The organism is Moritella sp. 36 (assembly GCF_018219415.1).
Lineage (GTDB): Bacteria > Pseudomonadota > Gammaproteobacteria > Enterobacterales > Moritellaceae > Moritella.
In genome coordinates, this window is record NZ_CP056120.1 from 4,901,931 (window position 1) to 4,927,910 (window position 25,980).

The following is a 25,980-nucleotide window of genomic DNA, read 5'->3' on the forward strand; positions in this document are numbered from 1 at the left end:
TTAAGCTCTCTCATATCCAGAAATTGATGGTACTAATGCAGTATCACGTACTGTTTTAATGTCTAAACTAACAGTGGAGCCTGCCACCGTTGCAGAATACCCACCCAAACAAACGCTAATGTCGGCCCCCGTAGTAGACGTCACATTGATATGCTCATTAACAGTTTTTAGCGGGTAACCATCACTGTGGAATTGATAGGTATAACCACCACCTCGCAACCAGACCACTACACCAGATGGGTGCGAACCAGATAAACCATAATGTGCTAAAAATCCATCTGCACCAATTATATCTAAGTCCGGTGTAGTATTATGAAAACGTGTTCTTAATCGCTCTAATATCATCATCCCCCGTCTTGAACCCCACCCATGTTCAGAGCATTTGAATGTAGACATCATTGAGCCTTTCCACGTACCATCAAAGTGAACGTCTCGACCAATACTGAGTGTTGAAATCCGCGATAACGGAGAGCGGATAACAACAGGATAAAATTTATCCACATCACCACCGACTTTAACGCTTAACGATGTGACTTTTTGATAACGCGAATCGGGGTCGCTAAAAATGGTATTAACACTGTTTTTTTGTTGAATGACAAACGATGCAAGTTCAGTATTAACTGCGCCTAACTTATCGGTAAATTGTACTTTCAACGCATCGAACTGAGTTTGCATTACGCGAATTGCACCGCCTTTGATGCTGTCTAGTAAGTCCTGGGCTTTTATGACCAACTGCCCAATGGCTTGGAAATTATCCATTGTTTAAATGTTCCTTAATTTCGTTACAAACTGGGGCTAACCGTGGCAGCGTATTGGCTGCGACTGAATCGGCTAATCCGTGTAAATCGTCATCTGAATTAATCGCCTGATGTTGCAATGAGATAACCGCAGTAGTCAGTGCTATCTGGTTGCTATAAACGCCCTGCATCATGTGCAGTGCGTTTACTTCATCGGGTTGTAGGTTTTTTAAATGTTCGGTTAACGGGTCAAATGTGATGACCGTTCTACGCGGTATCATGTGGCTCATCGGTGAACCTCCAGCAAGGCAATTTTCAATACTGTATTACTGTTGTTATATGCCCACAATTCACCACCGCCCGTGATAGTCATTCCCGCTGGGGCTTTTCTGTCCCCTAATACAGGTAAACCCGCTACAGCTGATACGTCTTTATCACCTAGCATTGCTTCGGTTTCGGTATCACTGATATTTTGAATAATGGCCTCAAGTCGAACGACTGAGGCATTAAACAAACGGGTCTTACTGTTCGGTTGAATTTCTATATGGCCGCGACTAATAAAACGCTGTGCCACGGCTTGTGTGACCGTGACAGTTGAACGAATTTCACTAATCGCCATGCTGTCAGCAAACTTTACTTTGGCTGGCGGCGTGGTGGTAAGTTGATGTTTAGCCAATTGAATGACGACATTAATAACTGCGGTATGTGGGTTAGATATTTCCAGCTCTTTAAAGCTAGATATATCTAAGGTGTCACCCGCATCAACACGAATAGGCTCACCGTTATCACTGCGAATATATAAATATTCCTGTGATTCACGGACAATCAGCCACTTTGCCGAACTGACCGCAAAGCGTTTTGTTTCATCAGGCTTTAGGGTTAGCTTTTTCAATTTGCCCCCTTAATCGCCACAATGGCCACACCAAGACTAAGCGCGATAGCAACCGCAATGGCTACTTTACTCATTTCACCCGCCGCACCTATTTGGCTACGACTTGCGGTATTCTCTGCCATGGCCAATGCAGCACGGGCGTTCTCCCCCGATTGCGCAGCCATTGCCTTAACAGCGGCAGTTGTATTAGCACTATTCTTTTGCATGTTATCCATGGCGCGCTTATTAACATTACTGTTTTCTTTCAGTGAATAGATCGTATTTTTACTCATGTTATCCATGGCGCGCTTATTCACATCACTGTTTTCTTTCAGTGCGTAAATAGCATTTTTGCTCACGCTATCCATAGCGCCACGACTCACAGCACCATTTTCTGCCATCGCCTCCCGCATTGTCTTACTGCTTTCTTTTAGCGCATCTTCGCCAAAATTAAGCGCATCTTTACCAAAATCCAGCGCTTTACCTAAGCTTTTACCGTTTTCATCAATCGCTTTAGCGCCTAAATTACTAGCCTCTTTCATCGCAAACTGATTACTAAGTAACGCAGCCTTGGCAATCTCACCCGCGCTTTTTACTGCGCCGTGGTCAGTTGAATTAATGTTAACGGAAGAGTTGTTAACACCAGACAATACAGTCCCAAGATTATCGCCACTAATGGCACTTGAACCCGAGGTATTGGTATTCGTTGTTTGATTGGTACTTTCAGTACGTCCGCCGCCCCCCATTTAGCAGCCCTCCAAATCTAAAGTAAGCACAGTGTCGCTGGTTACTTCGCTAACGATGAAACCAAAGCGCCGTAAAATACGCGTCATGCCTGATTTAATCGTGTGAAATTTAATAGCGCGATAACCTTGACCACTCACCGCATCAATAATCGGCTTGGCCGCAGCCACAAGGCCGCGCCCCGCTAATGCTAAAATTAAATAATCATTGTCTTGGGTAACAATCCCAACAAAACGCGCGTCAACACCGCGCCCTTTGATTTGATATAACCCCGCTTGCTTATTACGCACTGCGTCACAACAAAATTGATATTCTTCTTTAGCCAGTTCAAGACCAGCAAAGGCAGGTTTTAGCAGGGTTAAGTGCGCGTTAATATCTGCGCGTACTGGATTTATAAATGTAATATTCATTTTTTCACCATCACAAATAACAACACGCAAACCACCGCAATCATGGGTAACTGCGCCGTAATGCCACCGCCACCCATATTAATTGCACCCTGTTTAATTCCGCCAAAATGACTGGTTGATGTAGCGGTTGAATCACCCGAAGCACCACCACCCGCACTAATCGGCATACCGCCAGCGCCGCCAGAAATACCGCCTGTTAATCCACCCATGCCCGGAATCATTTAGCCCCCTTAATGACTTTGTAAGTCATATAACAACCGCCACCTAGCGCACCTAATTTTAATAATTTGGTTGCACCCGAACCGCTCCAAAAACCAGCCCCGAACCCGAGGCCTCCCGCTAATACAGGCAGTAAAAATATTAATGGCATCTTTACCCCCTTATTTTTTAAACGCGAGAATCAGGCCAATGAACACCACGGCTACACCTAGACCACCACCCACATACAACAAGGTTTTATCCGCAGGTTGCGGGTTACCTGTTACCGCATTACCGTGATTGTCTTTAACTGGCGTAACGGGCTGCTGTGTTGTTCCCGAGTTGGTTGTGGCTTCTTTCGTTGTTTTTTGGGTTGAGCTTTGAATTAAATTGCCCATACCCTCACCAACATCATCAAGTAGCCCCGAACCAAACTCCGATATATCGTCAAAAAATGACATGGCAGCTCCTATCGAACAAGGTCAGGACGAACAATCAGCACCGATTCAACGATAATAGGGATTGAGCCCACAGGCTGATTCGTCTTAACGGTGAATTTAAGTTCACTGCCATGCGCAGTGGCAAAGAGTTCATCAATATAAAAACCACGCATTAGCGGGTCGAAGTGATAAATATCAGGTTGCCAGAAACGGCGGTTTCGCTTGGCGCGCATCGTTTCTAGTGACTTGCTTGAGTCGTGAACTTTCACAAAGTCGCGGTAAATCTGAATTGCGTGAATTTCACCACTTAAAAAGTGCATGCGGCGAACCAGCAATAGTGGACTTGAAACCATATCCAAGAACTCGTTTTCTGTTGAGCTGGCTTGCATGGTGTGTTTTTTAATTTGGGGTACCACTATTCGCGCAGGTTGACGCGCTGAAACGGTCGCCCATGCTTGCAGTTTAATGGCTGGCGCATTAGCATTACTGGTATCAGCAATTTCAATTTCTAAGGTGATATTGTCACCCGCTTCTGTCACTAATCCAGTGTAGTTAACACCGTTTTTAGTTTTAGCAGAAATATCCGCTAATGGGATAGTGAAGAAACCCGCCGTTTTAGCCAAACCTTTATAGGCTTCAAGCTTGTCGATTAGCTCACCATCAAGCACGATAATTTCATCTGCATTTAGTGTGATGGTAATACGGCGTAGTTGCGCTGCACTTAGATTCGTTTCGAGAAAAATCTCGTCATAAGTTGGGCCGATTGGCAGTGTTAATACCGCTTTTTCGCCGTAACCCGTACCTGTAAACGAATTTAATTTAGTTGGAGTAGACATAAATATTTACCCCTATCCGATTGTGTCTTCAACAGCATCAACGTTATTCGATGCCCAAACAACCGCAGCTGCGACAGCAAACGCGATACCCGCCGTAATAAGATGTGATTTTTTCATTAATGTTTACCTACAAAAAAGCCGTCCAACATTGGACGGCTCAAGTAAACAATAATTATTTGGTTTCTAGCCTAATACTATTTTCAGTGGATTGGGTTTAGATTTGATTTGGCTCACGTTATCAGCCCCTTAGGGAATTAACAGGACCACTAGATAAAGCAAAACAGAAACGAGCGCCGATTCATCCCCGTATAACCATGCTTAGATGATCAGATACCCCACACTGAAAAAATAAAAAGCTAGCCGCTTTAGCGTCTAGCTTTTTTCACACCGAAAAAGGATTAACAATGAATAAATTCATTAATATCTTAAAGCTACAGCAAAGAAGTGGTCAAATAACAAACAAAACATCGAAATTCAATCGCATAATATTCAGATCTTAGTCATGACCAAAAATTAATTTAATCATTAATATACTCACAAAAAGACAGTAAGCACATCACCGATAGTCAAGCGAAAATACAATACAATCAATACTATACTCCAACAAATAACACGAAAGAGAACACCCTAATGCATACGTAAGCACTTGTTTTGTATACCAATTTCAAGATGTTAGGCGTAAATTATTATTTATTTAAATTTGATTTAATAGTAAAGTATTAACTCACGAAAAAGAGGAGGAAGATGAAGATTAAAAAATAAAAATGAGGTTTCTTACCAAACACCCGACCTGCAAGAAAGGTGAAGGTAAGAGGCGTAACGAGTCGGAAACTCGATACTTAGTTCAATCAAATTAAGTTTAATACGTTTCCGGCATCCCTACAACCTATAGGAGATGTTTATGATAAAAATGCTACTCGCATTTCTACATAATAGCTCAGAAAGCAAAATTCGTTATGCATCTGTATTTGCATTTATCATTTTGCTATTGATGCTAAGCCCTGCACTGCAGGCGTACATGCTAAGTTAAATAATCAAAATCCCGCATCCATTGCGGGATTTTTTTACCAACGTATTTTTCCTTTTTCATATTCCTTACCATCCTGCAATAGATATTCAAGCGGTGCCAATGGCTCGATAGCTTCTGCAGCAATGCCTGTCATGCGTTCTAAATATACGGCGCTGGCTTTGGTTTTCTGCATCATCACACAAGCTCGCTGGCAGTTATCAATAATAGTTTTTGATACTTCTTGCCCACGTTGAAATAGATTGATGGTATGAATATTAAATTTACGGCCTAAACGTAATAATTTACCGTGGTAGCCCGTTGCTTTACCTGCGCTAAGGCTATGCTCTGCCACCTCTTCACAAATTACTTTTAATGGTTTTTTGTGCTTACCATTCCCCACCCCCCAAGCAATTCGACAGAAGTTGTCAAAATCAACAGGGGTCGTTTCAAAACTAGGTTGAAACGATATTTTAAAACCTTGGTTGGTTTTGCGCCCTGCTATCAATGCCGCGGCAAAGTCGAGTAAGTTACTATAGCGACGTACAATGCGCCCCGCTAACTTACCTTCATAATCACCAACAGGGTCGAATATCGCCACTTGATCAGCTGGTTTTATAAATAATTTTTTAGCCGCCGATGTTTTACCGCTGCCACTCATACCAACCGCGAATACATGACCATTTTTAAGTGCATTATTGGGATTAATCGGTTGCATTAGGCCACCTGCTCTACGGGTTTTTCTTCCTCTTCGGGATTGATCTCTTTTATTTCTTTTTCCTTATCAATTTTCTTTAACGCTTTAATTTGTGAATAAGAACTAAAACTTAATGCGCCAGCTGCAAAGGTAAATGCAATTTCTTCTTTGTATTGAGTTAACCAGGGTGGTAATTCTCCACCGTATTTTACAAAAAGTGGCGCGGCTGCATTTGCTACGTTTTCAACCTGGGCTTCATCAAAAGAAAATTCCTTGTGGCCGAATTGCTTCAACATTTGTTCGCCAACGCCAAGAACGGCAGTGGCCGTCACCGCACCTTGTTCTAAAAGTTGCTCTTTCTGTGATTTCTTTTCAATAACTGCATCAGGGTTAAAATCTTCATCCAATGAATTAAGTAACTCTTTTTCGTCAATCTCGCTGTGAACACTGATTTCTTCGTCAACTGGTAGCGATTCCGTTTCTATATTATTTAAATTTTCCATTTGATTACCTTTGTTTCTGATAGCTATCTAATAATTAAACCGAATACCAAGCCAATAACACTGCCTAAACCCACGCACTTCGAAATGTTCAATGCTTCGTTTTCAGGTTCATTATTAGGTTTATATTGTTCATCGGTATTTGGTTCAGATTCCGTTTGCGATTGTTCATTTATTCCATTTGTATTGGGCTTAGATTGTTCATTATTGGGGTTAGCTGGCGGCAACTGCTTTTCAGCAATGAGCGCTTTCACAATATCTAATGGTTTAAATGCGCTTAATTCATTTTGCGCGGCCACACCCGTTCGGGTATCCGGTCCACATTTACAACGGCCATGAACAAACCGACTACGTTTGCCTTTACCTTGTTTAATAGCCTTGGTGTCATTACAGGTTTTGCATTCGATATACCCTAAAATATCTGCGCTAGCTTCCATCATTACCTCCTTCCAATTTGGTTAGCCGTGCATTGGTAATTTTGATATACCGGATTAATGCACTTACTAATGGCTTAAAACCTTTCCCCATTAGTGAATTTGTAAATGCTTGTGCAGCGCTAACTAATTCTGTTGTTGTCGTCTTTGCCGCTTGCTGTAGTTCGTTATTGTTCATACATTCCCTTAAATCCATTTGAAACCGTTAAAAAGTTCTTCTGCATATTCATCATGCGTAATACCAGCCAAGACATTAGGTCTTAAGTGCTTGGTAAAACGACACTCAACTTCTTTATTTTCATCATTTTCTATTTGCGTACAGTTATTGACACTAGACCGAGGGAAACGACTTTCGTCGCTTCCTTCAGACACCAAAGCGCCAAGACCAGACACAGAGCCAACAACCGTATCAGCTACCGCTTCAACGCCTTTTTTGACCATTTTCCACACCTTCTCGCGAGTAAAAACCTGCACGTTTTCCATATCGCCATCGTCATCAAAAAAACCTAATAAACCGTCTATTATTTTCACGTTTTCCTGATATTTGTTTTCAGTTAAGGTGTAAGAGGTGTAAACAGGTCTGCGTGATTGCGGTGTTTGATAGCCGCCCATGAAATCGAAGTACGAAGCGAAACAACCACAGTCAGCAGAGGCACGGATTTTTTCAAACCATACGGCTTCATGCGCAACTTTGATTCGGCGAAGCTCGCGCCAAACCGTAACGGAAGGTGTTTTTTGAAATTGGAATTGACGGAAACAATACGCACGTGACCACGAAGTTACGTTGACAATGGAATCAACCAGATTCACTTTTTTAGCGTCTAAATCGTTTAACCCTTCGAGTTCGAAACCATCAATATTTTTAGAAATGTATTTAGCAATATAGGCAACGGCATCACCTTTGTTACGGTCGATTTTCTTTATATCAACACGGGCTTTAATCGCTCTTTCTTTCCTGCGCCCATCCTCTGTATATAATTCATTGCAGTCATACTTAGTTTGATAACTAACAAGCATTTTGGTAAATCCATCAACATGCGCAGGGGCAACAAAAAAAACAGCATGCCAATGTGGTGTTCCATCAACATGCGGTTCTACAACGCGCATACCGAAATAATCTAACGCTGGCCGTTTCTTAGTTTCACGCCCTACCGCAGACCTAAACTTTTCCCATACAGCACTAATCCAACGATGAGCCATAACAGGCGGCGCACCATTCCAGTTTTGATTTTCAATAAAGTATTTACCGCGTTTTTTTAATCGGTGATATTTGCCCGGTGCGGTCAAGGTGACGAACAGCGCCACGAACCCGACCGAATCCGCATATTCCTGACAGCCACGAATACGCGCCATTAATTCATGACGGCGATTAGCAGGGTTAGCAATAGACGCATTACGCACATCTTTTAAATCCAGCGTTTCGCCTTCGTCACTTTCAAGTGCCATTTTTTCAACCCATTCGGCTTGTCTTTTCTGGCGCTCTTTGAACCACTGGCGATTATTGAATGAGGCATACGGGCTAACATGAGGGGAAACCATACCTGCGGCACGGCGAGCAGATTCAAATGCAATAATCACAGCTGTATTAATAGTGCGTAACCAGAAAACATCATCAATCGAACGATTAAGAATATATTTGTAAGCAGCGTCACCGTCTTTTAACTCTGCGGAATGCTCAAATGCTGGTACCCACATGGACAAACCAACGTACTTGTTTATCTCCATCAGTAGTTCAAAGGGTGATAGACCATTTTTTACCGCATCAGCTAAGTGCATACGTGCGCGACCTGCTAACTCGTCAGCAAGTCGAGCACGTTTATACTCAGTATCAACTTTATCCCAAGACTCAGGCAGCATAGAAAATGCTTGAGCAACTTGGCCACTGCGTAATTCAATAAAAGACAGGGCGCGTTTAAAGCCCTTTTGCTTGAATTTTCTTGCCGTGGCTTTATCAAGGTAGTTTTTTATATCGTAAGGAAAATCAAATTTATTCAGCACAGAACTAGCGAAGTCGTTCGCCCGCTCTTGTGGTGAATCAACATTATATTTATGTTTGTAACTTTCAACAAAATCAGCGACTACAGCGCGCAACTCCGGCGTTAACGATTCAGTGGTGTTGGGCGTTTCTTTTTGGACTCTTAGGCGGGATGGGTCCATCAAATCACCGACATTATCAAGGTCTACGCAAGAGGTGTTTTTATCAAGCATTATCAAGCCACATCCAATATAGCGGGTAACGAGCCACCAAAAACGCCGTGCTTATTAAGCGCCGTTTTAAATACCGTAGCTTGGTCAGGCGATAGTGAAACAAGACCCAAGTGAATTTTTGAATGGCGTAAATCAAAAGAAATAATATCATCGCTACAACTGCCCGTTACGATGTACACATTCGTTACACCATGAAAGGCAATAGCAATACCAGCATGAACAATACCGACACTGACTTGTGTGTCAGATTGGAAAGGAACCGGATAAACTGAAATACTCATAGTGCCCCCAATATCAAAGGTTGCTTTGCTTTTGGTTTAAGAAACGAAACACGACTATTAAGATCGTATCCGCCAACCCTACGTTCCACTTTTTTATTATCTATGACCGCTTGCAGCTCAACACGTAGCTTTTGTACGTGCGCTAGGCCGCGCTGCCTATCTTCTGGTGCTAAACTAGGATTCATAAGATATCCTCGATTTTGTGTGGTTGATTCCAAGCGTCTTGGCTTTCAAATAATTGAGCAGCCTGAGCAGCTAAGGCAACCATATTTACGTAGCGCATACAGCCGCGGCCACGCTGGATAAATGGGAGAGCGCCTGCATTCATTAACTGTTTAACCGAATCAGGGCTAACCCCTTGGCGGCGCGCATATTCAACAACGCTCATTTGAGGGAGATCGAGGCAAATATTTATCGACATTACTTACTCCTGTTGATGTAATGGGAAGTTACGCCCTCAATAGAGGGGCAACCTGAACAAACCACACTCTATTGAGTGTTGTTTAGATGTTAAACCATTCAATAGAGTGCTGTCAAATGCAAGTAGGCGAAAAGATTAAACTAATTAGAGAAGCGCACGGCTATAACAGAGTTGAATTCGCAAATATTTTATCAATGCCGAAGAGTTCTTTAGAGCAGTATGAGAGAGAAACTAGGTCACCATCAGGTAAAGCATTGTTAAAAATTACTGAGCACTTCCCTCAGTACGCACTATGGTTCACCACAAATACATTAGCCCCAGAGAGTGGACAAATCGCACCCGGTGACGATATTCCAAAGATGTGTAATAACGGTGTTCCTGCAGAATTACTGGATGCAGCATTTGAGCGCATGCTTACAGCATCAATTGCACTCGGCTGGTTAACACCTAAACCTGATATTCAGTTTTCGATGTTAGCGGATTTGTTACGTCATGATTTTGTTGCAGAGGGTGGCAAGTTGATTGAACAATCTGAAGATGGACGCGACGCGGTTTAGCTGCTCGCTCCCATTCTTGCGCCTTAATGCTCCAATTATGCCATTCCACAGCTTTAGTTACCGAGTCTGGCATATTGTTGATAGTCACAAATTCAGACACTAATTGATAAGCTCTAATATAATCTTGTTTCATTGAATCCCTTCAAAACCACTGTTTATTTATACAGCTTACCACTGTAAACTTATTTAAAACAGTGTCTAAGATCATATAAATAAGGGTAGTTTATGTCTATAACGCAACAAACAGATGGTTATCACCTTGTCGAAATGTACCCGTTTGGGCGCAATGGTCGTAGAATTAGAAAGCGGTTTAGCACGAAAACCGAAGCGGTTAGGTTTGAAGCCTACATTGGAAAAAAGGCAAAAGAGGAAGGTTGGTTAGAGGAACTTAACGATACAGAACGGCTTAATGATTTAATCGAAACTTGGTATAACTTACACGGCCAAACGCTCACCGATGGATTCAACCGCAAAAATAAATTATTAGCACTATCAAAAATAATGGGTAATCCACTAGCTAGTAAATTTGATAAAACCATGTTTGCAGCCTACCGTAAATTACGCCTTGAAAAAGTAAGCCCTAAAACCGTTAACAATGAGCAGACTTATGTACGCGCATTATTTAATGAGCTAACAAGGTTAGGTGAATGGAGCAAAGGCAACCCGATTGAAGGCGTTAGAATGCTAAAACACAAACGGGCTGAAATGGGATTCTTGCAGCCTAAGCAAATGACCTACCTACTTGAAAAGTTAGAAACCTCACACAACAAAGATGCGCTGGTTATTACCAAGATTTGTTTAAGTACAGGTTGTCGATGGGGTGAAGCCGCCAACCTTCGCAGTGAGCATATAGCAAAAAATATTGTAACCTTCGTCAGCACCAAAGGAAACAAGCCGCGTTCGGTGCCAATATCACCGGCACTATCAAATATAATGCCGAAACGAAAAGGTAAGCTATTTCCTGAAAGTTGTAACGATTCAACATTCAGAACTGCAATTAAGAACGCGAAAATTAAATTACCGCGCGGACAAATGACGCATGTGTTACGCCATACATTTGCGAGTCACTTTATGATGAACGGGGGTAATATTTTGGTGCTGCAAAGGATACTTGGTCATGCCTCAATTGTAGATACAATGAAGTATTCACACTTTGCACCCGACCATTTAGAAGATGCGGTTAGGTTGAATCCGATAGCTGATATTGAATAATTTAATCAACATATTTGGTTAGCGGTGAATGAAATTCCCTATGAAACATAATATTGTAAATTAAGTGAAGGCGCCTAATTGACGCCATCATCCCGATTTAACCATAAAATGCGTTATGCGCAGTGGATAATCGGTAAAACAAAAGGTATTAGGAAGGGAGGCCTTTATCGTGTTTTAATTTAAACAGGTAAAGTTATATTTTTAGCGCTCATCATCATTCTTTCTTTATCTTTCGCTTTCATTAGCTCCTCTTTCATATATTCAATCTGCATTCTCATTTGTTCGTTTTCTTTATTTTCTTTATTTTGAAATATGCCTGGTTCGCGTTTTGATTTTCGCAATTCAATAAAAATTTCATTTTGATTTAAACTCAAATGTTCAATACTAGACATAATATCTTTGAGGTGTAATTCATTACGTTTCTCGTACCTAGCCTCTTCCGATAATTCAACCTTATTTAATGTTGCTGGAGAGGCTAGCTCCATTAATCTAATCAAAGAATTGATCTCAGATTTGTCATTTCGTTTTGCGTATGTATCCTTAATTGCTTCTGTTAACTCTTTAACAGCCTCCACGACATCACGATGTCTCATGCTTTTTTTATAAGTTACATAGCGTAAACCATTTACATCGAAAGGTGCATCAGTAACTTCATCACGTAAAAGTACAGTTGGTAGGTCAAATGCTTGTCGCATTCCTAACTCATAAAAAACATTCGGATTTCTAGCGCTCATATCGCAGATCGCTATTTCAGACTCTATGACGTTACGAAGAATGTCTAACTGTATTAAATTTGTATTTTTAGTTTCGTCGGCACGAAATGGGTTTAAACCTGCAGCTATAATTGACGGCTTAATTATATCTTCATAAACCAGTTTGAAATGATCATCATCATAACCACTTTGAGAGGATATTGGCATAATAACAAAGCATTGAGCTGTCTCCTGCTCTTTTGCTGACATATTTTTTTTATTCGTTCCATTTGTCATTCAGTTAATACCTTTTTATTATTAACGCCTATTATAGACAATCAAATTTCAATGCCATGATTGTAATTGAGAATGAATTTATGTTCTATAACAAAGAGATAATAAATTATCTCACCAGTCACTACCTTTCTGATAAATTGGATAAAATCGCCCCTGTGCGGCCTATTAAAATAAAGGTAACAATGCGCAGAGCCATTTCAGCACTTAAATAAAACATCTTCTCTAATGCTTATTTTTACCCTTTAAAACTAGCTTCAACCTATAATTTCGGATAGGTAATTTTTCACCATTCTGGTGAATCTAGCTTTCACGTGAATTCTTATTAAAAATATCACCTCGGTTGAGCATCCCAAGGTTTTCCTACCCCATCAATTTAGCATCAACAATAACTCGATAAGTCATTCAGTTGCACTTTGTTTCAGGCTCTATTTTTATAGGAAATTGGCGGCAGATTGGCGGCATGAAGCACACCTAATCAGATGTACGGCATATCAGAAGTGAGGTGTTAATTATAAACCATACGCAAAGACACTCAATAGAGTATGGTTTTAGGGAACCCATGCAAATTGTGCTACTAGAGCATTATATAAAATAAAAATTCTAGTACATGGCAAGCTTACCCAATGAAGGTAAGGGAACCCATGCAAATTGTGCCGCACTTAGGCGGACGAGCATTATACAAAAGCTGACCCGCAATTCAATGGAATTATATTTCAGACATAAAAAAGCACTCGAATTGAGTGTCTTATTTGATAGATTACGGGAGTTTTACTATATCTACTTGTAATGAAAGGTAAATTTAATATTGTTGATGACAATTAAATTAAAGCAGGATGGGTCCGCTGTGAGACTATGTATTCAAGTTCTACACCTAGTCGCATTATTCGAGTTACTCCATTACTCTAACTTGGGAAGGGCATGATTTTGCTGACGCGATAAAAATGAAACTATATGACAGAGCGCAAAAGACAAAATCATACCTAAAATCGGTGGTTTACCATTTGATGCATTAAAGGCAGTATTAATTGGCATGTGCAAAGAAGCGGTGAAAGCCAGTTAGAAAATGGCTCAAGCTGCATTAGCTTTAAACGGAGATTCAGTGAAAAATATTATTATTTGTCTTCTATCGTCATTAATGTTGGCTGGCTGTGTAAATACGCACCAACCTGTACGTAATGGATTTGTGCAAATTAAATTTGATATTGATGAGAATGGTCAGCCATTAAACCTCAGAGTTGTAGAGTCGTATCCTGTAGGTTATTTTGATGAAGCGTCTCTAAATGCTATATCAAAACAGAAATATGAGCCAAAGGTAGTAAACGGTACTCCTGTTAAATTACTGAACCAGAAAGTTAGATTTTTATTCGAGGTTACAGAGTAAAAAGCTAACTAATTGCTTAAACGGAAAAATAAAATGCACTCAAACTGAGTGCATTTTTATGGTTGTTACATTCTAGTTTTTATCCGCAATGCGCTCTTGTTCCCATTCAACTTTATCAATACGTTTATCATGCGCAGTTAAAGTGCTTTGAATACCTTTGTTAATCTTAACTAGTTGCCAACCTACCCACGCTGCGCCAATTGTTAGAGGGTGAATACCCAATTGTGCTAATAGTGATATTGTAGGAAAATCCATTACAGCACCGCCCGTTTATTTACCCATTGCTCCATGGCCGTGCGTAGCATCCGCCTAAAACCAAATGTATCAATGTAAACCATCCCCAAGCCTGATAAGAATGCAAAAAACGAGTCATCATATGCCGTCATCACACTTTCCAAATAACATAACGGTAACAAAAACATTCACTGATCTGGATCAGTTTATCAAACATAGGACACGGTAGTATTACTCATAAATAAGTAACTATTACTTACCAATACAAGCATTACTATTTACTGATATAGCCAATAATAAGAGGACGAACACGATGGAAATTTGGACTAAACTTTTAAGCGATCTTTTTTCTGACACGGTCGGCATTGCCTCCATTAGTGTCATCGCCCTCACCTTTATTATTGTCAGTGTACTTATCAGTATGTTTATTGTGAAGAGTCGATAAGGTAACAACTACGGGTTAATTACTATTAGCAAATAGCGACTATAATTAGTGCATAGTCATGAATGTTAGCCGCTATGCACACCAAGTTATGCCTTGCATTGATTAAGGACATTCAATTACCCGGAGATGTCCATGATCACTATCATCAACCTTTCTGAAGCCAATCTGTTTATAAATCTATCTAAAACAATCACTCACAGTGATTACGAAAATGTATTAGAACCCGTCATAACCGATATTCTTAAACAGCACACTCAGATAAACGTCTGCGTGATATTTGCAGATGATTTTTCAGGTTTTGAATTTCATGCCTTAATCGATGATGCCATGATGGGAATAAAATACTGGCAATATTGGCATAAAATAGCCTTGGTTTCCGAACCCAAATGGCTGCATTCAATTGCAACAACCATCGAGGCGATCAATCCCATTACTGTCGAAACTTTCTCAACAATATTACAAGCAGAATTATGGTTTAACGAAGAAGAGTATTTTTAATTGATATAATAATTAAGCGCCTACGCTAACTTTGTTGCGATTTCAGCAAGAATACCCTTGTCTTCTTCACGCGTAACAGCAAGCCATACACTGCATGTGTAATCTTCAAATTCAAACAACAAATTAATATCCTTATATTCCAACACCCAAGCGTGGCGATCCGCTCCCCAATTTTTATCACATACTCGCGCATCTAATAACGTGACTAATTTAGGTGCAAGCGTCGTAAAGTTTTCGAAGCTCACCGCTTCATGCTCTAACATCAAAATATTATCTGTTGCTTGCTGTGTTGCCAGTGTCCAATTCATTGTTTTATCCTTAAATACGATCAATCTGTAATGTTAATCGTAAGACGCTATTTTAGTTAAAAATTGACGTCCGAAACGTTCTAATTTAACGTGACCAACACCGTTAATATCCAACATTTCAGCTTCATTTTGTGGTTTTATTTCTGCCATTTCAGCTAATGAAGCATCATTAAACACAACATAAGGTGGAATATTTTCACTGTCGGCAATATCTTTACGTAACTTACGCAGTGCAGCAAACAGCTTTCGGTCATAATTAAAGTTAGCAATACGACTACTGCGTTTTGGCGCTTTATCGACATTCGTAATCGGCTGTAATCGAGGCTCAGCTAACTCTAGCTCTTGCTCACCACGTAATACCGGACGTGCGGCTTCTGTTAATTGTAATACCGAGCTGCGGGTAATATTTTGTAATAATAATCCGCTATGCACTAATTGGCGTAACACACTTAACCAATGCTCTTGTGATTTATCTTTACCAATACCAAACGTCGATAACTTATCGTGCCCACGCTCTTTCACCCGTTGATTTTGCGAACCTCTTAATACATCAACCACATATCCCATACCAAATGCCTGGCCAACACGATACACGCACGACAATGCCATTTGTGCATCTTTAGCGCCATCATAACGTTTCGGCGGGTCTAAACAAATATCGCAGTTACCACAGGCTCTATCATTAAACTCACCAAAATAATTCAGTAATACCTGACGACGACACGTTTGTGTTTCGGCAAATGCCACCATAGTATTGAGTTTATGCATTTCAACACGTTGCTGCTGTTCGTTTTCAGTTTGTTCAACCATATAACGTACCCGCATAATATCCGCGGGATCAAACATTAATAATGCTTCTGCGGGTAAGCCATCTCGCCCTGCTCGGCCTGTTTCTTGGTAATATGATTCAATATTTTTTGGTAAGTCGTAGTGCACAACAAACCGCACGTTAGGCTTATTGATCCCCATCCCAAATGCCACTGTCGCCACCACAATATCCAATTCATCACGAATAAAGGTTTCTTGTGTATCTTGACGCTCTTGTTGGGACAAACCAGCATGATAAGGCTTAGCATCAAACCCTGCCCGCGTTAACCCTTCCGCCACTTCTTCAACGCGTTTACGACTTGTGCAATAAACAATGCCACTGACACCGTCTTGTTGTTTTACATAACGCTTTAACTGATCTAACGCTTTAAATTTTTCCACCAGTGAATAGCGAATATTAGGTCGGTCAAAACTCGACATACTCACTTTCGGGTCGTTCATTTGCAATTGATTCAGTATATCTAAGCGTGTTGCATCGTCTGCCGTGGCCGTTAATGCCATCAAAGGCACATTTGGAAACAGCTGTTTCAACTTACCTAACTCATTGTATTCAGGTCTAAAATCATGACCCCAAGACGAAATACAATGGGCTTCATCAATGGCAAATAAACTGATCGGCAACTGTTGTAAATACTGTAAAAAATCGCCCACCATCAAACGTTCAGGCGATAAATACAATACTTGTAGACGGTTATTATTTAAATCATTAAAGATTTGCGCAGACTCTTGTCGCGCCAACGTTGAATTCATATAAGCAGCAGAAACACCACTCGCTCGCAATGCATCAACCTGATCTTTCATTAACGAAATTAACGGGCTTAACACTATCGTTAATCCACCACGCACTAATGCGGGTACTTGATAACATAATGATTTACCGCCACCCGTAGGCATAATAACTAAACTATCAAGTCCTGCGACAGCATGTGCGATCACGTCTTCCTGACCCATGCGGAATTGTTGATAGCCAAAAACGCTCTCAAGTACGTGTTGAGCTGATGGAAGAGTTGAAACAGATGCTGTCATGATAGTTCGTTCTCGGTTTAATTCAATTTGGGGTGTTCTGTAAATAACGTAATCGGCGATTTTAGCAGGATATGCATGCACTAAACAAATGCTACTAAAACAAAATTAGCGCGAATTATTCAACTGTAGTCATCAATATACAGAATATTGCCTAAACTGGATCGTAACAGTATAAAAAATAGTTATATATTTACGCGTACCCACATACAAGGAGAGTCTATTGTGGAACAAATTAACCCTGCTATAGCCGCGTTTTTACCAAACGAAGTTCAGGACATGTTCTTCCCTTTTGCGAGTGTCATGCTCGCACCATTATTAATGAATTTGGTGATAGGCTTTGCTTTATCTTGGGTTATTGGTGCCCACTTCCGCTATTTCGCCTCTTCATTTTGTAACCGCCAAGATTTCTCCCGTTTATTTCCTTTACTTATGCTGACGGTTATCTTAATTATCTCAATTGTTAAAGCATCTCTCGCTCTGGCGCTAGGCCTAGTGGGAGCGTTATCAATTGTACGCTTTCGTACCCCAATAAAAGAACCTGAAGAACTGCTTTATTTATTTTTAAATATTGGTATTGCTGTCGCTCTAGGTGCAGGGCAAACAACGGCAGCAATCACAGCGTGTATTACCACCTTAATACTGGTGAGCTTTATTAGACATTCTAAAACAGAGCACCATGGCGAAAAAGGTATTTTCTTATCATTACGCCATCAACATGAAGGTGAAAATCAAGTAAGTATCAGTGAACTGCAAGCGATCTTCACCGCCTATACCACCCGCAGTGATTTACGCCGCTATGATCACGAACGGCAACTCGTCGAAGCCACCTTTTTTATCTCTTTTGCCAACAGTGAACATTTAGATAATTTATTTGAAGCATTAGAACATCGATATCCAGGAGTTGCGTTATCTTTACTCGAACAACATAACATCGCAGGGGTGTAACCATGCTCCTATCCGAAAACAGATCGCGGTTTAAAAAACGCGATCGCTGGTACACGATTGGTGGGTTGTTATTGATATTATTGCTCATGACCCCATCGCCGAAAACCGTTAAAAACTGGCTTATCCAGCATGGTTTTGTTGCACACAGTACTGACGGCAACACAAAAAACAAACAACTATTAAACGCCCTGATTGATGCGCCACTAAAATACCTCAACGCCGATACTAATATCCCGAACTTACAGTTAGATATTAAATATCAAGATTGGATGCGCTTGGTTGCCGATCGAAAACAAGCATTAAAAGAAGGTCAAATCCCCGCCCAACGCTCTGAGGTCAAAGCCAGTGTCAGTTACTTACAAAACAAATATAGCGCCAAGGTACGTCTACAAGGTGATTTATTAGATCATGTTGCGGCGCCACAGCGATGGTCGTTACGTGTCGAATTAAAAGGTAAAAGCAGTCTATTAAGAGTAAAAAGGTTTGCCTTACTCAGCCCAAATGTACGCGGTAATCACGCCCCGCTATTATTTACGAAAACTTTAGATGTGGCCGGATTTGATATTATTTCACCTCAGCATATCCCTGTTAATCTGACCGTTAACGGCACACCTTGGGGCTTGATGCTATTAGAAGAAGTATTCGCCAAAGAGTTACTCGCCAATAATAACCGTACCGAAGGACTCATTCTAAAATTAGAGCAAGCCACACAAAAAGAAGATAATAGCCAATTACACAAAATATTTCGTCCCAAAGTATTTCAACAGCGTGACGCGATCAGTGACCCGAGTTTAAATAAACAACGTAAGATAGCTTTAACCTTACTCAGTGATTTTCTCAATCAACGCCGCAAAGCATCCGATGTATTTGACAGTCGTAAACTTGGCCAATACATAGCAACCGTCGATCTGTGGTCTGCATGGCATGCTTTTAGCTGGAACAACTTACGCTTTTATTACAACCCACATACCGCCAAACTTGAACCGATCCAAAGTGATGAAGCATTATCTCCAGTACCGGATAAAATTTTATTACAGCCCGTCAGTGCTCAATTCCCGCTGATCCAAGCCATGCTGGACGATGACAAAATACAAGACCAATACGATAGAGCGCTCAATCACCTTATTACCCTTGTTAAGAATAAAAAATTACCTAAACAATTAGATATTTTACAGCAGCACATTATTAAAAAAATGCAGCATGGTTCGCCATTACTGCAAGGCTATAATTTTGATAGTTTAACGGTCCACGCACAATGTTTAGCAAACGGTTGTCAATCACTCCCCACCATGCCCACAGACTGGCATCGTCATGTCGATACATTCAGCGCGGAATTACCTTGGGATCTTGCCAGTCAGTTTCGCTATAGCAACAATGAAAAACAACTGCAGTTACGTAATAATAATCAATCACCTGTATCTATTGTTGATATAATTGTCAGTGACAAATGGGGCAGTGAAATTAGTTTAGTCAATGCGCCCGAATTACCTTTTACCTTAATCAGTAACCAAGCTGACGGCAGCTTAATCATCGATAACGCTCAAGCGTATAATATTAAATTACTCAGTCGCCAAAATAATAAAAAACTCCAAACATATCGCTTTGAATTAGGTGAATCTGCAACGAGTTTTTTACCTCGACCTCTGACTATGCTGCAAAAGTCTGGTGTACTTGCTAAATATGACTTTATTCAAGTGCAACAAGATGGTTGGTATTTCAAACCCGGTAATTGGCAAATTAATGATTATCTCATCACCCCTGAAGATACCCGAGTGTATATACCGGAAAATACCCATTTACGTTTCAGCAAAAATGCAGGCATGCTAATTTTCGGGCAACTTGATATTGATGGCAGTACTCAATATCCAGTCACCCTCACTGCCAGTAATAAAAAAACCTGGCAAGGTATTGCGGTATTTGGCTCAGGCAGTAAATCAACAATCCAACATTTGGATATGGCAGCCAGTGCAAGTCCAAAACAAGGCAATTGGCAACCCAGAGGGGCACTGTACATGTACGATGTAGACCTTAATGCCAATGATATTACCTTGCGTAATAACCGTTCCGAAGATGCTTTTAATATGGTAAATAGTAAATTTAATTTGACTAAATTACTCATCGAAAATGCTTATTCAGATGGCTTTGATTGTGATTTTTGTAAAGGCACGATCAGTGACAGTCAATTCAACACTGTCGGCGTGAGGTCTGGTGGTGATGCCATTGATATTAGTGGTTCAAACATTATCGTGCGTAATAGCAAATTTAGTCAAATCCGTGATAAAGCCATTTCAGCTGGCGAACACAGCAGCGTTGATGCGAGTAATATCCAAGTGAATAATGCGGCATTTGGTATTGTTGCCAAAGATGGTTCGCAGGTTACCGCTGCCGATATTAATGCTGTCGATATAAAACATTACCTCTTCATGTCTTATATGAAAAAACCATTCTTTGGTGGGGCGAGTTTACAAGCATCTAGTTTTAACTGTGATAACTGCAGCAATATCAGCATGCTTCAAAAAAATAACTACCTGTCATTGGATGGTCAACAACAAACCGCTAGAAAATTAAACGTGAAGAAACTTTATACTGGCTCAATGCGCTCGGACAAACCAAAATGACCCAAGACTATCGCTTTGAAATTAAAATACCAATCCCGCTTAATCGCTTAGAGTACATGCTGTCTTGGTTGAGGCTATCATCAATGGGATTTAGCCAGCATCACCCAGACCAATATGTAAATAGTGTTTATTTTGACAGTTACCAAATGGCTTGCTTTGCCGAGAACCTCACCGGTATTAGCAACCGTAACAAAATGCGTATTCGTTGGTATCACGATATTACTAACGCAGGTAAAGCGCAGCTTGAGTTTAAACAACGCCGTAGCGGTAAAGGTTGTAAAGTCATTTATCCTTTACAGCTCAACTTTGATGATCCCAATATTAGTTGGTCAGATCACATTAAGCACTGCCAATCTCAGCTACCTCTACAAGCACTGTCAGAATGGGACAGCCAAACGTACCCAATATTGCTAGGACGTTATAAGCGTCAATACCTAGTCAGTTTTTGTGGACGAATACGCGCGACACTTGATAGTCGTATGGAAGTATACGATCAGCGCTATTGGAGTAAACCTAATACCACTCGCTCACGAAAAATGGGCGACTATGTGCTATTGGAATTAAAATGCCAAGATCAACATGAACGTCTGCTCAGTGATTTAGTCAGTCGCTGCCCGCTTAACCCTTCACGACATTCAAAATACGTGAATGGTGTGAGACACATGATTTATGTATAGGTATCTGATTGGCTTCTGCGCTGGTTTACTGATATTTATTTTCGTAATTTCGGTCGCAGTCAGTCAAGTATATCCTTCTGCGGGTACCGCTTGGGTGCTCACAGGCCAACAGCAAGCCGCGACAGCGCCTCATTTTCAGCAACGATTTCATTCAGCCTCTGCAGTATCACAATGGGAAGATAAGCATGCCGATATCAGTATTGGTGGGCATTATAGTCAATATAATGCCAAAAAAATTACCCAACTTGGTTATATGTATAACCAAAAACTAGATTGGCAGATGGGCCAAAAGGAACAACAATTACGCCACTGGATGACCCTGAATCAGCAAGATTATGAATCGTTATTTCTACACTTTCAAAACGACACCCAATTTGAAATACCAAACAACAATCACGGTGTGCATACTCCACTCTACGGCACTCCCGAGTTTGTTGCCACTCAAGAAGCTTCAACCCTAACGCGGCAAGGTCGCATTAAGCCCCTCAGCATGCCAATACAGCAACCGCTAGTGCTAAAGAAAAACCAAACCTTATATTTATTTTCGTCAGAAAAATTAATAGGTTTAGATATAGAGTTTGATGGGCAGCAACTCGAAAGCAGCAATATAACCATTTCCTATGCAACACGAGACATAGCAACAAACACACTTGAATATGCTTGGCAACCATTGTTAACACAACCTTTAGCATCGACATTAAACAGCCGCTGGCCCTCCCCGCTACGTTGGCCAAGAGTAAGCATTTCATCACAACTCGGCTCGCAATTAAGCGCCCAATTAAACGTTGAACACGCCCGTTTTTATGCACTGAAAATTGAGATTAATAATCCAATTACAGGGTTAACGTTAACTAAACTCCGTTTACCAAGTTGGTATCAATTTACTGAAAAATCAAAAAAACACTATGTAACAATCCCCGGCTGGGATCCCATTAACGATCGTAATAAAGATGGATATATTGATGATAGTGAATACCTGCAACGTTTAAATAATAATGCCAGTGCTCGCTTGCCGTATCAAGCGCGCTTGATACCATTAGGTAGAATGTGGAATGAAAAATCAGCGCTATGCTACGTTAATTTATTCTCTGCACTCAATCGCACTTTACTAACAGACTATCTTTATCAACATTGGCAACAACAAGGCTACCGAGGTGCTTATAATGACTCACTTTACCGGGTTCCGAACAGTACCCAATTTCCCACCACCACTGAAGGAAATATTCTCGAATTACAGATCCCTGTTCGACAAGCAGGAAAATCTTATTGGCAGAGTCTAAGTGCCTTTAACCAGCATTTACAACAAACAAACCCACAAGCTTGGATTGGTGCCAATATCTCTGATTTAAACCTCTTTAGCCAACCCGACTTACAATCTTTGGTTGCCGGGTTTAATTTTTTTGTACGTGAAGATTACATTAATCCAAGCCTAGGCTTGTCACAACAACGCGGATTACTGCAACGCTGGGAACATTTCTTATTAAACGCACAAGGTAAGCGTAGCGTGCTGATGGCGCATATGCGTAAAGGCGGAAAAGTACGTTGGCAAGGCCATAGTCAAGCAAACTGGCAGCATGACCAAAGCACCAATCTGGCTATTTTCTACTTACTGAATAACCCCCGACTGGATTTTTATCAGCAATGGAATAATAGTTTTTATTACTCGAGCAAAAATACCCGAGCAGATAACTACTACCAACCCGGCATTCCAAACAATGTCGCTTACCAGCCCACTGCAATGTTACGCTATAACATTGGTCAACCGATTTCAGCTCCCGATAACTACCCGCCTGTCGACTATGTTGATAAAGACAATAATATAATGGCGACCAGCCTCGATACGCAACTCACTGTGAATAATCAAACGCGATCAATAACCCCAAGCCATTGGTTTTATTTTTATCGTCAAGCCAACCGTTTATTACCTTGGCAGCAACCGCAGCCGCCAACAGTAGCAGTCATCGCTCGGCGCTATCAACATGGTTTAATACTTTATTATACCGACCGTAATGGCGGTAATAAACAATTCAGTGAGCAAGCAAGGGTAACCCTAGACTTACCCGGATATTACCGACGTCTTAATGCCGATGGCAGCTTAAGCGAACGAATAAATAAGATCACATTAACTGGTTACCAAGGCATAATATTGATACCAGAACCCAGCCCTTCATAAAATAATATCTGCTGAATAACTAATTTAAGGTGTATTTTCGACAGAAGTGAGCTACCTTAACGTAACTCACTTATTAAACACTCGATTTTAATAGCACATACAGTTTAGGCAGGACGCATGCAAACAATGACAGAGCAAGATGTAATTGATCAAGAACTCACTGAACAGCAAATGCTGGATTTCATCAGTGATATGTTTATGAACCAAATGCCATTTAACGACCTACTCGGCATGCGCATCACCAACTACACCACTGACAGTATAGAATTACGCATCAACATGGATGATAAATTGATTGGTAACCCTATCCGAAAAATACTGCATGGCGGTGTAACAGCGAGTCTGCTTGATGTCGCAGGCGGCATGTTAGTGGCAGCAGCAGCCATCCCCTACATGGAAACAAAAAGTACCGCTAACTTTCATAAAAATCTAAAGTCACTCGGTACGATAGACTTGCGAGTCGACTATTTACGTCCAGGTTGGGGAGATGAATTTACCGCCACAGCACACGTGATTCGTTCGGGTAATAAAGTTGCGGTTACCCGTATGGAGCTGCACAATCAAGAAGGGATCCACATTGCCTTTGGTACTGGCACTTATTTAGTCGGATAACCAACAATAAAGATTATTAATATCACTACCCCTGCTTATTCATCATTGTTATGCTAACCAATCTATCTACACCTATAAAAATCACTGGTATAAGTAATGACAACCAACAATGAGACTAAGCAAGGGGTGATATTCGCACTCCTTGCTTACGTAATGTGGGGCATGGCCCCCCTCTATTTTAAACAATTAAACCAAGTACCTGCTTATGAAATATTAGCCCATCGCGCGCTATGGTCTTGTATTTTAATTGCGGTATTACTGAGCCTATTTAAATTATGGCCAATGGTAAAATCGGTATTATCAAAGCCTAAAAATGTGTTATTACTGATCTGCACATCATTATTAATCAGTGCTAACTGGTTAACCTATATTTGGGCGGTAAATAACGACCATTTACTCGATGCCAGCTTAGGCTACTTTATTAACCCAATTATTAACGTCTTGCTTGGCATGGTATTTTTATCGGAAAAATTGCGTAAATTACAGTGGGTTGCTGTTTTACTTGCGGTGAGCGGGATCATAATTCAAGTTATTACACTAGGATATCTGCCTTGGATAGCCTTGGTCCTAAGTTGTACTTTTGGTTTCTATGGATTACTGCGTAAAAAATTACGTCTCAATGCGCTAGTTGGCCTGTTAATTGAAACTATTATCATGCTACCTATCGCAGCCACTTATTTATTTATCTTCGCCGACTCAGCAACATCGGATCTGAGTGCCAACAGTATGCACCTTAACTTACTGTTACTCAGTGCTGCCTTTGTCACCACAATACCGCTACTCTGCTTTAATCATGCGGCTATACGCTTACCTTTATCAACGCTAGGTTTCTTCCAATACATAGGCCCAACATTAATCTTTATTCTTGGTGTCACGCTTTATGATGAAGTTATGAATACCGAAACACTGCTGACGTTTGTGTTTATTTGGGCTGGATTAGTCGTGTTTAGCATCGATGGTTTTAAAAATAACCGTCATCAACGTGCGCGATTAAAATCTTAGTTCATTACCGCGATACAAATAAAATAAGCACCCTTAGGTGCTTATTTTATTTTGCGTATTTACTCACGTCATAATCTTCAATTTTCAAAAAAGTAATGGGCACATCAAGTCGACCCGGTACTAATTTTCCAAACTTATCATAACCGCCATCTAAAAATGAAATATTCACTTTTGAGACAGCAAAAAATGTCGTCATTAATGGTGTGTTCGTTCGATGAGTAATACAAGAGTCAGGATCAGTTTCACCAACAAAGGTATATGTAACCTTCAACTCAATCAGTAATTCACAGTTATTACTAATACTGAGTTGAGATTGAGTCAAACTCGTCAATAGTTGTGGCGTATAATAAGCGCCAGCAAAGTCAGATGCGCGTGGAATAGAATAACTGTATAAACGGATCAAACCATTCGGGGTAGCAACTAATTGCACAATACGCTGACGAAATGGTTTGTTTGAAGAGTGAGTAATACGACTCTCCATATATAGCCATTCACCGTCAATACGGTCTTGCCAAATAGGAGAGATATTTAGATCGATGTTAATTTCACGTCCTTGAATCACATCATTGGTCGATCTATATATGCCAGATAACCATTGCTTTAATAACGCCGTATGTTCTGATTTAAAAACAGCAGAATAAGCAAACGAGCTAAATAAGCACATTAATGCGACGATAAATCGTAATATCAAA

34 protein-coding genes are annotated in these 25,980 nt (G+C 40.7%); 12 read left to right on the plus strand and 22 right to left on the minus strand.

Annotated elements, in window-relative coordinates:
- From HWV03_RS21845 to HWV03_RS21885, 9 genes are read right to left on the minus strand one after another with little or no spacing between them, the layout of a single operon-like run.
- Positions 1 to 759 carry a hypothetical protein gene (locus HWV03_RS21845; protein WP_211677902.1) on the minus strand — a complete coding sequence of 253 codons (759 nt, stop codon included), beginning with the start codon at positions 757 to 759 and terminating at the stop codon, positions 1 to 3.
- Entirely contained in the window at positions 752 to 1,027 is a 276-nt protein-coding gene (locus HWV03_RS21850; protein ID WP_211677903.1) for a hypothetical protein, read from the minus strand. Before HWV03_RS21850 ends, HWV03_RS21845 begins: the two co-directional genes overlap by 8 nt.
- Positions 1,024 to 1,629, minus strand: a complete 606-nt coding sequence (locus HWV03_RS21855) for a hypothetical protein (protein WP_211677904.1) — start codon at positions 1,627 to 1,629, stop codon at positions 1,024 to 1,026. Before HWV03_RS21855 ends, HWV03_RS21850 begins: the two co-directional genes overlap by 4 nt.
- On the minus strand, positions 1,626 to 2,354 hold the full coding sequence (locus HWV03_RS21860) for a hypothetical protein (protein ID WP_211677905.1): 729 nt from the start codon (positions 2,352 to 2,354) through the stop codon (positions 1,626 to 1,628). The genes HWV03_RS21855 and HWV03_RS21860 overlap by 4 nt, the downstream gene beginning before the upstream one ends.
- The gene (locus HWV03_RS21865) at positions 2,355 to 2,762 is read right to left on the minus strand and encodes a hypothetical protein (protein ID WP_211677906.1); all 408 of its coding nucleotides are present in this window, start codon (positions 2,760 to 2,762) and stop codon (positions 2,355 to 2,357) included.
- A complete protein-coding gene (locus HWV03_RS21870) occupies positions 2,759 to 2,983 on the minus strand; it encodes a hypothetical protein (protein WP_211677907.1) in 225 nt (74 codons plus the stop codon). The genes HWV03_RS21865 and HWV03_RS21870 overlap by 4 nt, the downstream gene beginning before the upstream one ends.
- Positions 2,980 to 3,132, minus strand: a complete 153-nt coding sequence (locus HWV03_RS21875; protein WP_211677908.1) for a hypothetical protein — start codon at positions 3,130 to 3,132, stop codon at positions 2,980 to 2,982. The genes HWV03_RS21870 and HWV03_RS21875 overlap by 4 nt, the downstream gene beginning before the upstream one ends.
- A 10-nt stretch (positions 3,133 to 3,142) precedes the next feature.
- Positions 3,143 to 3,421, minus strand: coding sequence for a hypothetical protein (locus HWV03_RS21880; RefSeq protein ID WP_211677909.1), 279 nt, complete (start codon positions 3,419 to 3,421; stop codon positions 3,143 to 3,145).
- Between the two features lie 8 nt (positions 3,422 to 3,429).
- A complete protein-coding gene (locus tag HWV03_RS21885) occupies positions 3,430 to 4,236 on the minus strand; it encodes a major capsid protein P2 (RefSeq protein WP_211677910.1) in 807 nt (268 codons plus the stop codon).
- Positions 4,237 to 5,137: 901 nt separating this feature from the next.
- Here HWV03_RS21885 and HWV03_RS22675 point away from each other — a divergent pair.
- On the plus strand, positions 5,138 to 5,266 hold the full coding sequence (locus tag HWV03_RS22675) for a hypothetical protein (RefSeq protein ID WP_255546974.1): 129 nt from the start codon (positions 5,138 to 5,140) through the stop codon (positions 5,264 to 5,266).
- A 34-nt stretch (positions 5,267 to 5,300) separates the two neighbouring features.
- Here HWV03_RS22675 and HWV03_RS21890 read toward each other — a convergent pair whose 3' ends face one another.
- From HWV03_RS21890 to HWV03_RS21925, 8 genes are read right to left on the minus strand one after another with little or no spacing between them, the layout of a single operon-like run.
- Complete coding sequence (locus HWV03_RS21890) at positions 5,301 to 5,960, minus strand: ATP-binding protein (RefSeq protein WP_255546975.1); 660 nt, start codon at positions 5,958 to 5,960, stop codon at positions 5,301 to 5,303.
- Entirely contained in the window at positions 5,960 to 6,442 is a 483-nt protein-coding gene (locus HWV03_RS21895; protein ID WP_211677911.1) for a hypothetical protein, read from the minus strand. The genes HWV03_RS21890 and HWV03_RS21895 overlap by 1 nt, the downstream gene beginning before the upstream one ends.
- 23 nt (positions 6,443 to 6,465) lie before the next feature.
- Positions 6,466 to 6,879 carry a hypothetical protein gene (locus HWV03_RS21900; protein ID WP_211677912.1) on the minus strand — a complete coding sequence of 138 codons (414 nt, stop codon included), beginning with the start codon at positions 6,877 to 6,879 and terminating at the stop codon, positions 6,466 to 6,468.
- Complete coding sequence (locus tag HWV03_RS21905) at positions 6,866 to 7,051, minus strand: hypothetical protein (protein WP_211677913.1); 186 nt, start codon at positions 7,049 to 7,051, stop codon at positions 6,866 to 6,868. The genes HWV03_RS21900 and HWV03_RS21905 overlap by 14 nt, the downstream gene beginning before the upstream one ends.
- A gap of 8 nt (positions 7,052 to 7,059) precedes the next feature.
- Positions 7,060 to 9,081, minus strand: a complete 2,022-nt coding sequence (locus HWV03_RS21910; protein ID WP_211677914.1) for a replication endonuclease — start codon at positions 9,079 to 9,081, stop codon at positions 7,060 to 7,062.
- A 2-nt stretch (positions 9,082 to 9,083) separates the two neighbouring features.
- Positions 9,084 to 9,362 (minus strand): hypothetical protein, encoded by a 279-nt coding sequence (locus HWV03_RS21915; RefSeq protein WP_211677915.1) that lies wholly within the window; start codon positions 9,360 to 9,362, stop codon positions 9,084 to 9,086.
- Positions 9,359 to 9,547, minus strand: a complete 189-nt coding sequence (locus HWV03_RS21920; RefSeq protein ID WP_211677916.1) for a hypothetical protein — start codon at positions 9,545 to 9,547, stop codon at positions 9,359 to 9,361. The genes HWV03_RS21915 and HWV03_RS21920 overlap by 4 nt, the downstream gene beginning before the upstream one ends.
- On the minus strand, positions 9,544 to 9,783 hold the full coding sequence (locus tag HWV03_RS21925) for a hypothetical protein (RefSeq protein WP_211677917.1): 240 nt from the start codon (positions 9,781 to 9,783) through the stop codon (positions 9,544 to 9,546). Before HWV03_RS21925 ends, HWV03_RS21920 begins: the two co-directional genes overlap by 4 nt.
- A 116-nt stretch (positions 9,784 to 9,899) precedes the next feature.
- Here HWV03_RS21925 and HWV03_RS21930 point away from each other — a divergent pair, with 116 nt between their 5' ends.
- Both HWV03_RS21930 and HWV03_RS21935 read left to right on the plus strand, forming a co-directional pair.
- Positions 9,900 to 10,340 (plus strand): helix-turn-helix domain-containing protein, encoded by a 441-nt coding sequence (locus HWV03_RS21930; protein ID WP_211677918.1) that lies wholly within the window; start codon positions 9,900 to 9,902, stop codon positions 10,338 to 10,340.
- Between the two features lie 225 nt (positions 10,341 to 10,565).
- Positions 10,566 to 11,552, plus strand: coding sequence for a phage integrase (locus HWV03_RS21935; RefSeq protein ID WP_255546976.1), 987 nt, complete (start codon positions 10,566 to 10,568; stop codon positions 11,550 to 11,552).
- 179 nt (positions 11,553 to 11,731) lie between these two features.
- Here HWV03_RS21935 and HWV03_RS21940 read toward each other — a convergent pair whose 3' ends face one another.
- Complete coding sequence (locus HWV03_RS21940) at positions 11,732 to 12,541, minus strand: hypothetical protein (protein ID WP_211677919.1); 810 nt, start codon at positions 12,539 to 12,541, stop codon at positions 11,732 to 11,734.
- Positions 12,542 to 13,604: 1,063 nt separating this feature from the next.
- Here HWV03_RS21940 and HWV03_RS21945 point away from each other — a divergent pair.
- Entirely contained in the window at positions 13,605 to 13,922 is a 318-nt protein-coding gene (locus HWV03_RS21945) for an energy transducer TonB (protein WP_211677920.1), read from the plus strand.
- A 72-nt stretch (positions 13,923 to 13,994) separates the two neighbouring features.
- On the opposite strand, the gene HWV03_RS21950 is transcribed toward HWV03_RS21945, so the two are convergent.
- Positions 13,995 to 14,177 carry a hypothetical protein gene (locus HWV03_RS21950; RefSeq protein WP_211677921.1) on the minus strand — a complete coding sequence of 61 codons (183 nt, stop codon included), beginning with the start codon at positions 14,175 to 14,177 and terminating at the stop codon, positions 13,995 to 13,997.
- A 292-nt stretch (positions 14,178 to 14,469) separates the two neighbouring features.
- On the opposite strand from HWV03_RS21950, the gene HWV03_RS21955 reads away from it, so the two are divergent.
- Both HWV03_RS21955 and HWV03_RS21960 read left to right on the plus strand, forming a co-directional pair.
- The gene (locus HWV03_RS21955) at positions 14,470 to 14,601 is read left to right on the plus strand and encodes a DUF3149 domain-containing protein (protein WP_211673468.1); all 132 of its coding nucleotides are present in this window, start codon (positions 14,470 to 14,472) and stop codon (positions 14,599 to 14,601) included.
- A gap of 132 nt (positions 14,602 to 14,733) precedes the next feature.
- Entirely contained in the window at positions 14,734 to 15,099 is a 366-nt protein-coding gene (locus HWV03_RS21960; RefSeq protein ID WP_211677922.1) for an STAS/SEC14 domain-containing protein, read from the plus strand.
- A 20-nt stretch (positions 15,100 to 15,119) separates the two neighbouring features.
- Here the strand turns inward: HWV03_RS21960 and HWV03_RS21965 are convergent, their stop codons facing one another.
- Both HWV03_RS21965 and recQ read right to left on the minus strand, forming a co-directional pair.
- Positions 15,120 to 15,407 (minus strand): DUF3630 family protein, encoded by a 288-nt coding sequence (locus tag HWV03_RS21965; protein ID WP_211677923.1) that lies wholly within the window; start codon positions 15,405 to 15,407, stop codon positions 15,120 to 15,122.
- Between the two features lie 33 nt (positions 15,408 to 15,440).
- The gene (gene recQ / locus HWV03_RS21970; RefSeq protein ID WP_211677924.1) at positions 15,441 to 17,261 is read right to left on the minus strand and encodes a DNA helicase RecQ; all 1,821 of its coding nucleotides are present in this window, start codon (positions 17,259 to 17,261) and stop codon (positions 15,441 to 15,443) included.
- Between the two features lie 222 nt (positions 17,262 to 17,483).
- Here recQ and HWV03_RS21975 point away from each other — a divergent pair, with 222 nt between their 5' ends.
- The 6 genes from HWV03_RS21975 to rarD all read left to right on the plus strand — a co-directional run bounded on the left by HWV03_RS21975 (position 17,484) and on the right by rarD (position 25,288).
- Positions 17,484 to 18,206, plus strand: coding sequence for a DUF4956 domain-containing protein (locus HWV03_RS21975; protein WP_211677925.1), 723 nt, complete (start codon positions 17,484 to 17,486; stop codon positions 18,204 to 18,206).
- Between the two features lie 2 nt (positions 18,207 to 18,208).
- Positions 18,209 to 20,824: a CotH kinase family protein gene (locus HWV03_RS21980; protein ID WP_211677926.1), complete on the plus strand. Its 2,616-nt coding sequence runs from the start codon at positions 18,209 to 18,211 to the stop codon at positions 20,822 to 20,824.
- Positions 20,821 to 21,501: a polyphosphate polymerase domain-containing protein gene (locus HWV03_RS21985; protein WP_211673474.1), complete on the plus strand. Its 681-nt coding sequence runs from the start codon at positions 20,821 to 20,823 to the stop codon at positions 21,499 to 21,501. Before HWV03_RS21980 ends, HWV03_RS21985 begins: the two co-directional genes overlap by 4 nt.
- Entirely contained in the window at positions 21,494 to 23,674 is a 2,181-nt protein-coding gene (locus tag HWV03_RS21990) for a hypothetical protein (protein WP_211677927.1), read from the plus strand. The genes HWV03_RS21985 and HWV03_RS21990 overlap by 8 nt, the downstream gene beginning before the upstream one ends.
- Positions 23,675 to 23,791: 117 nt before the next feature.
- Positions 23,792 to 24,286: a thioesterase family protein gene (locus HWV03_RS21995; protein ID WP_045108564.1), complete on the plus strand. Its 495-nt coding sequence runs from the start codon at positions 23,792 to 23,794 to the stop codon at positions 24,284 to 24,286.
- A 96-nt stretch (positions 24,287 to 24,382) separates the two neighbouring features.
- A complete protein-coding gene (gene rarD, locus HWV03_RS22000) occupies positions 24,383 to 25,288 on the plus strand; it encodes an EamA family transporter RarD (RefSeq protein ID WP_211677928.1) in 906 nt (301 codons plus the stop codon).
- Positions 25,289 to 25,334: 46 nt separating this feature from the next.
- Here rarD and HWV03_RS22005 read toward each other — a convergent pair whose 3' ends face one another.
- Positions 25,335 to 25,979, minus strand: a complete 645-nt coding sequence (locus tag HWV03_RS22005) for a chromophore lyase CpcT/CpeT (RefSeq protein WP_255546977.1) — start codon at positions 25,977 to 25,979, stop codon at positions 25,335 to 25,337.
- Position 25,980: the final 1 nt, after the last annotated feature.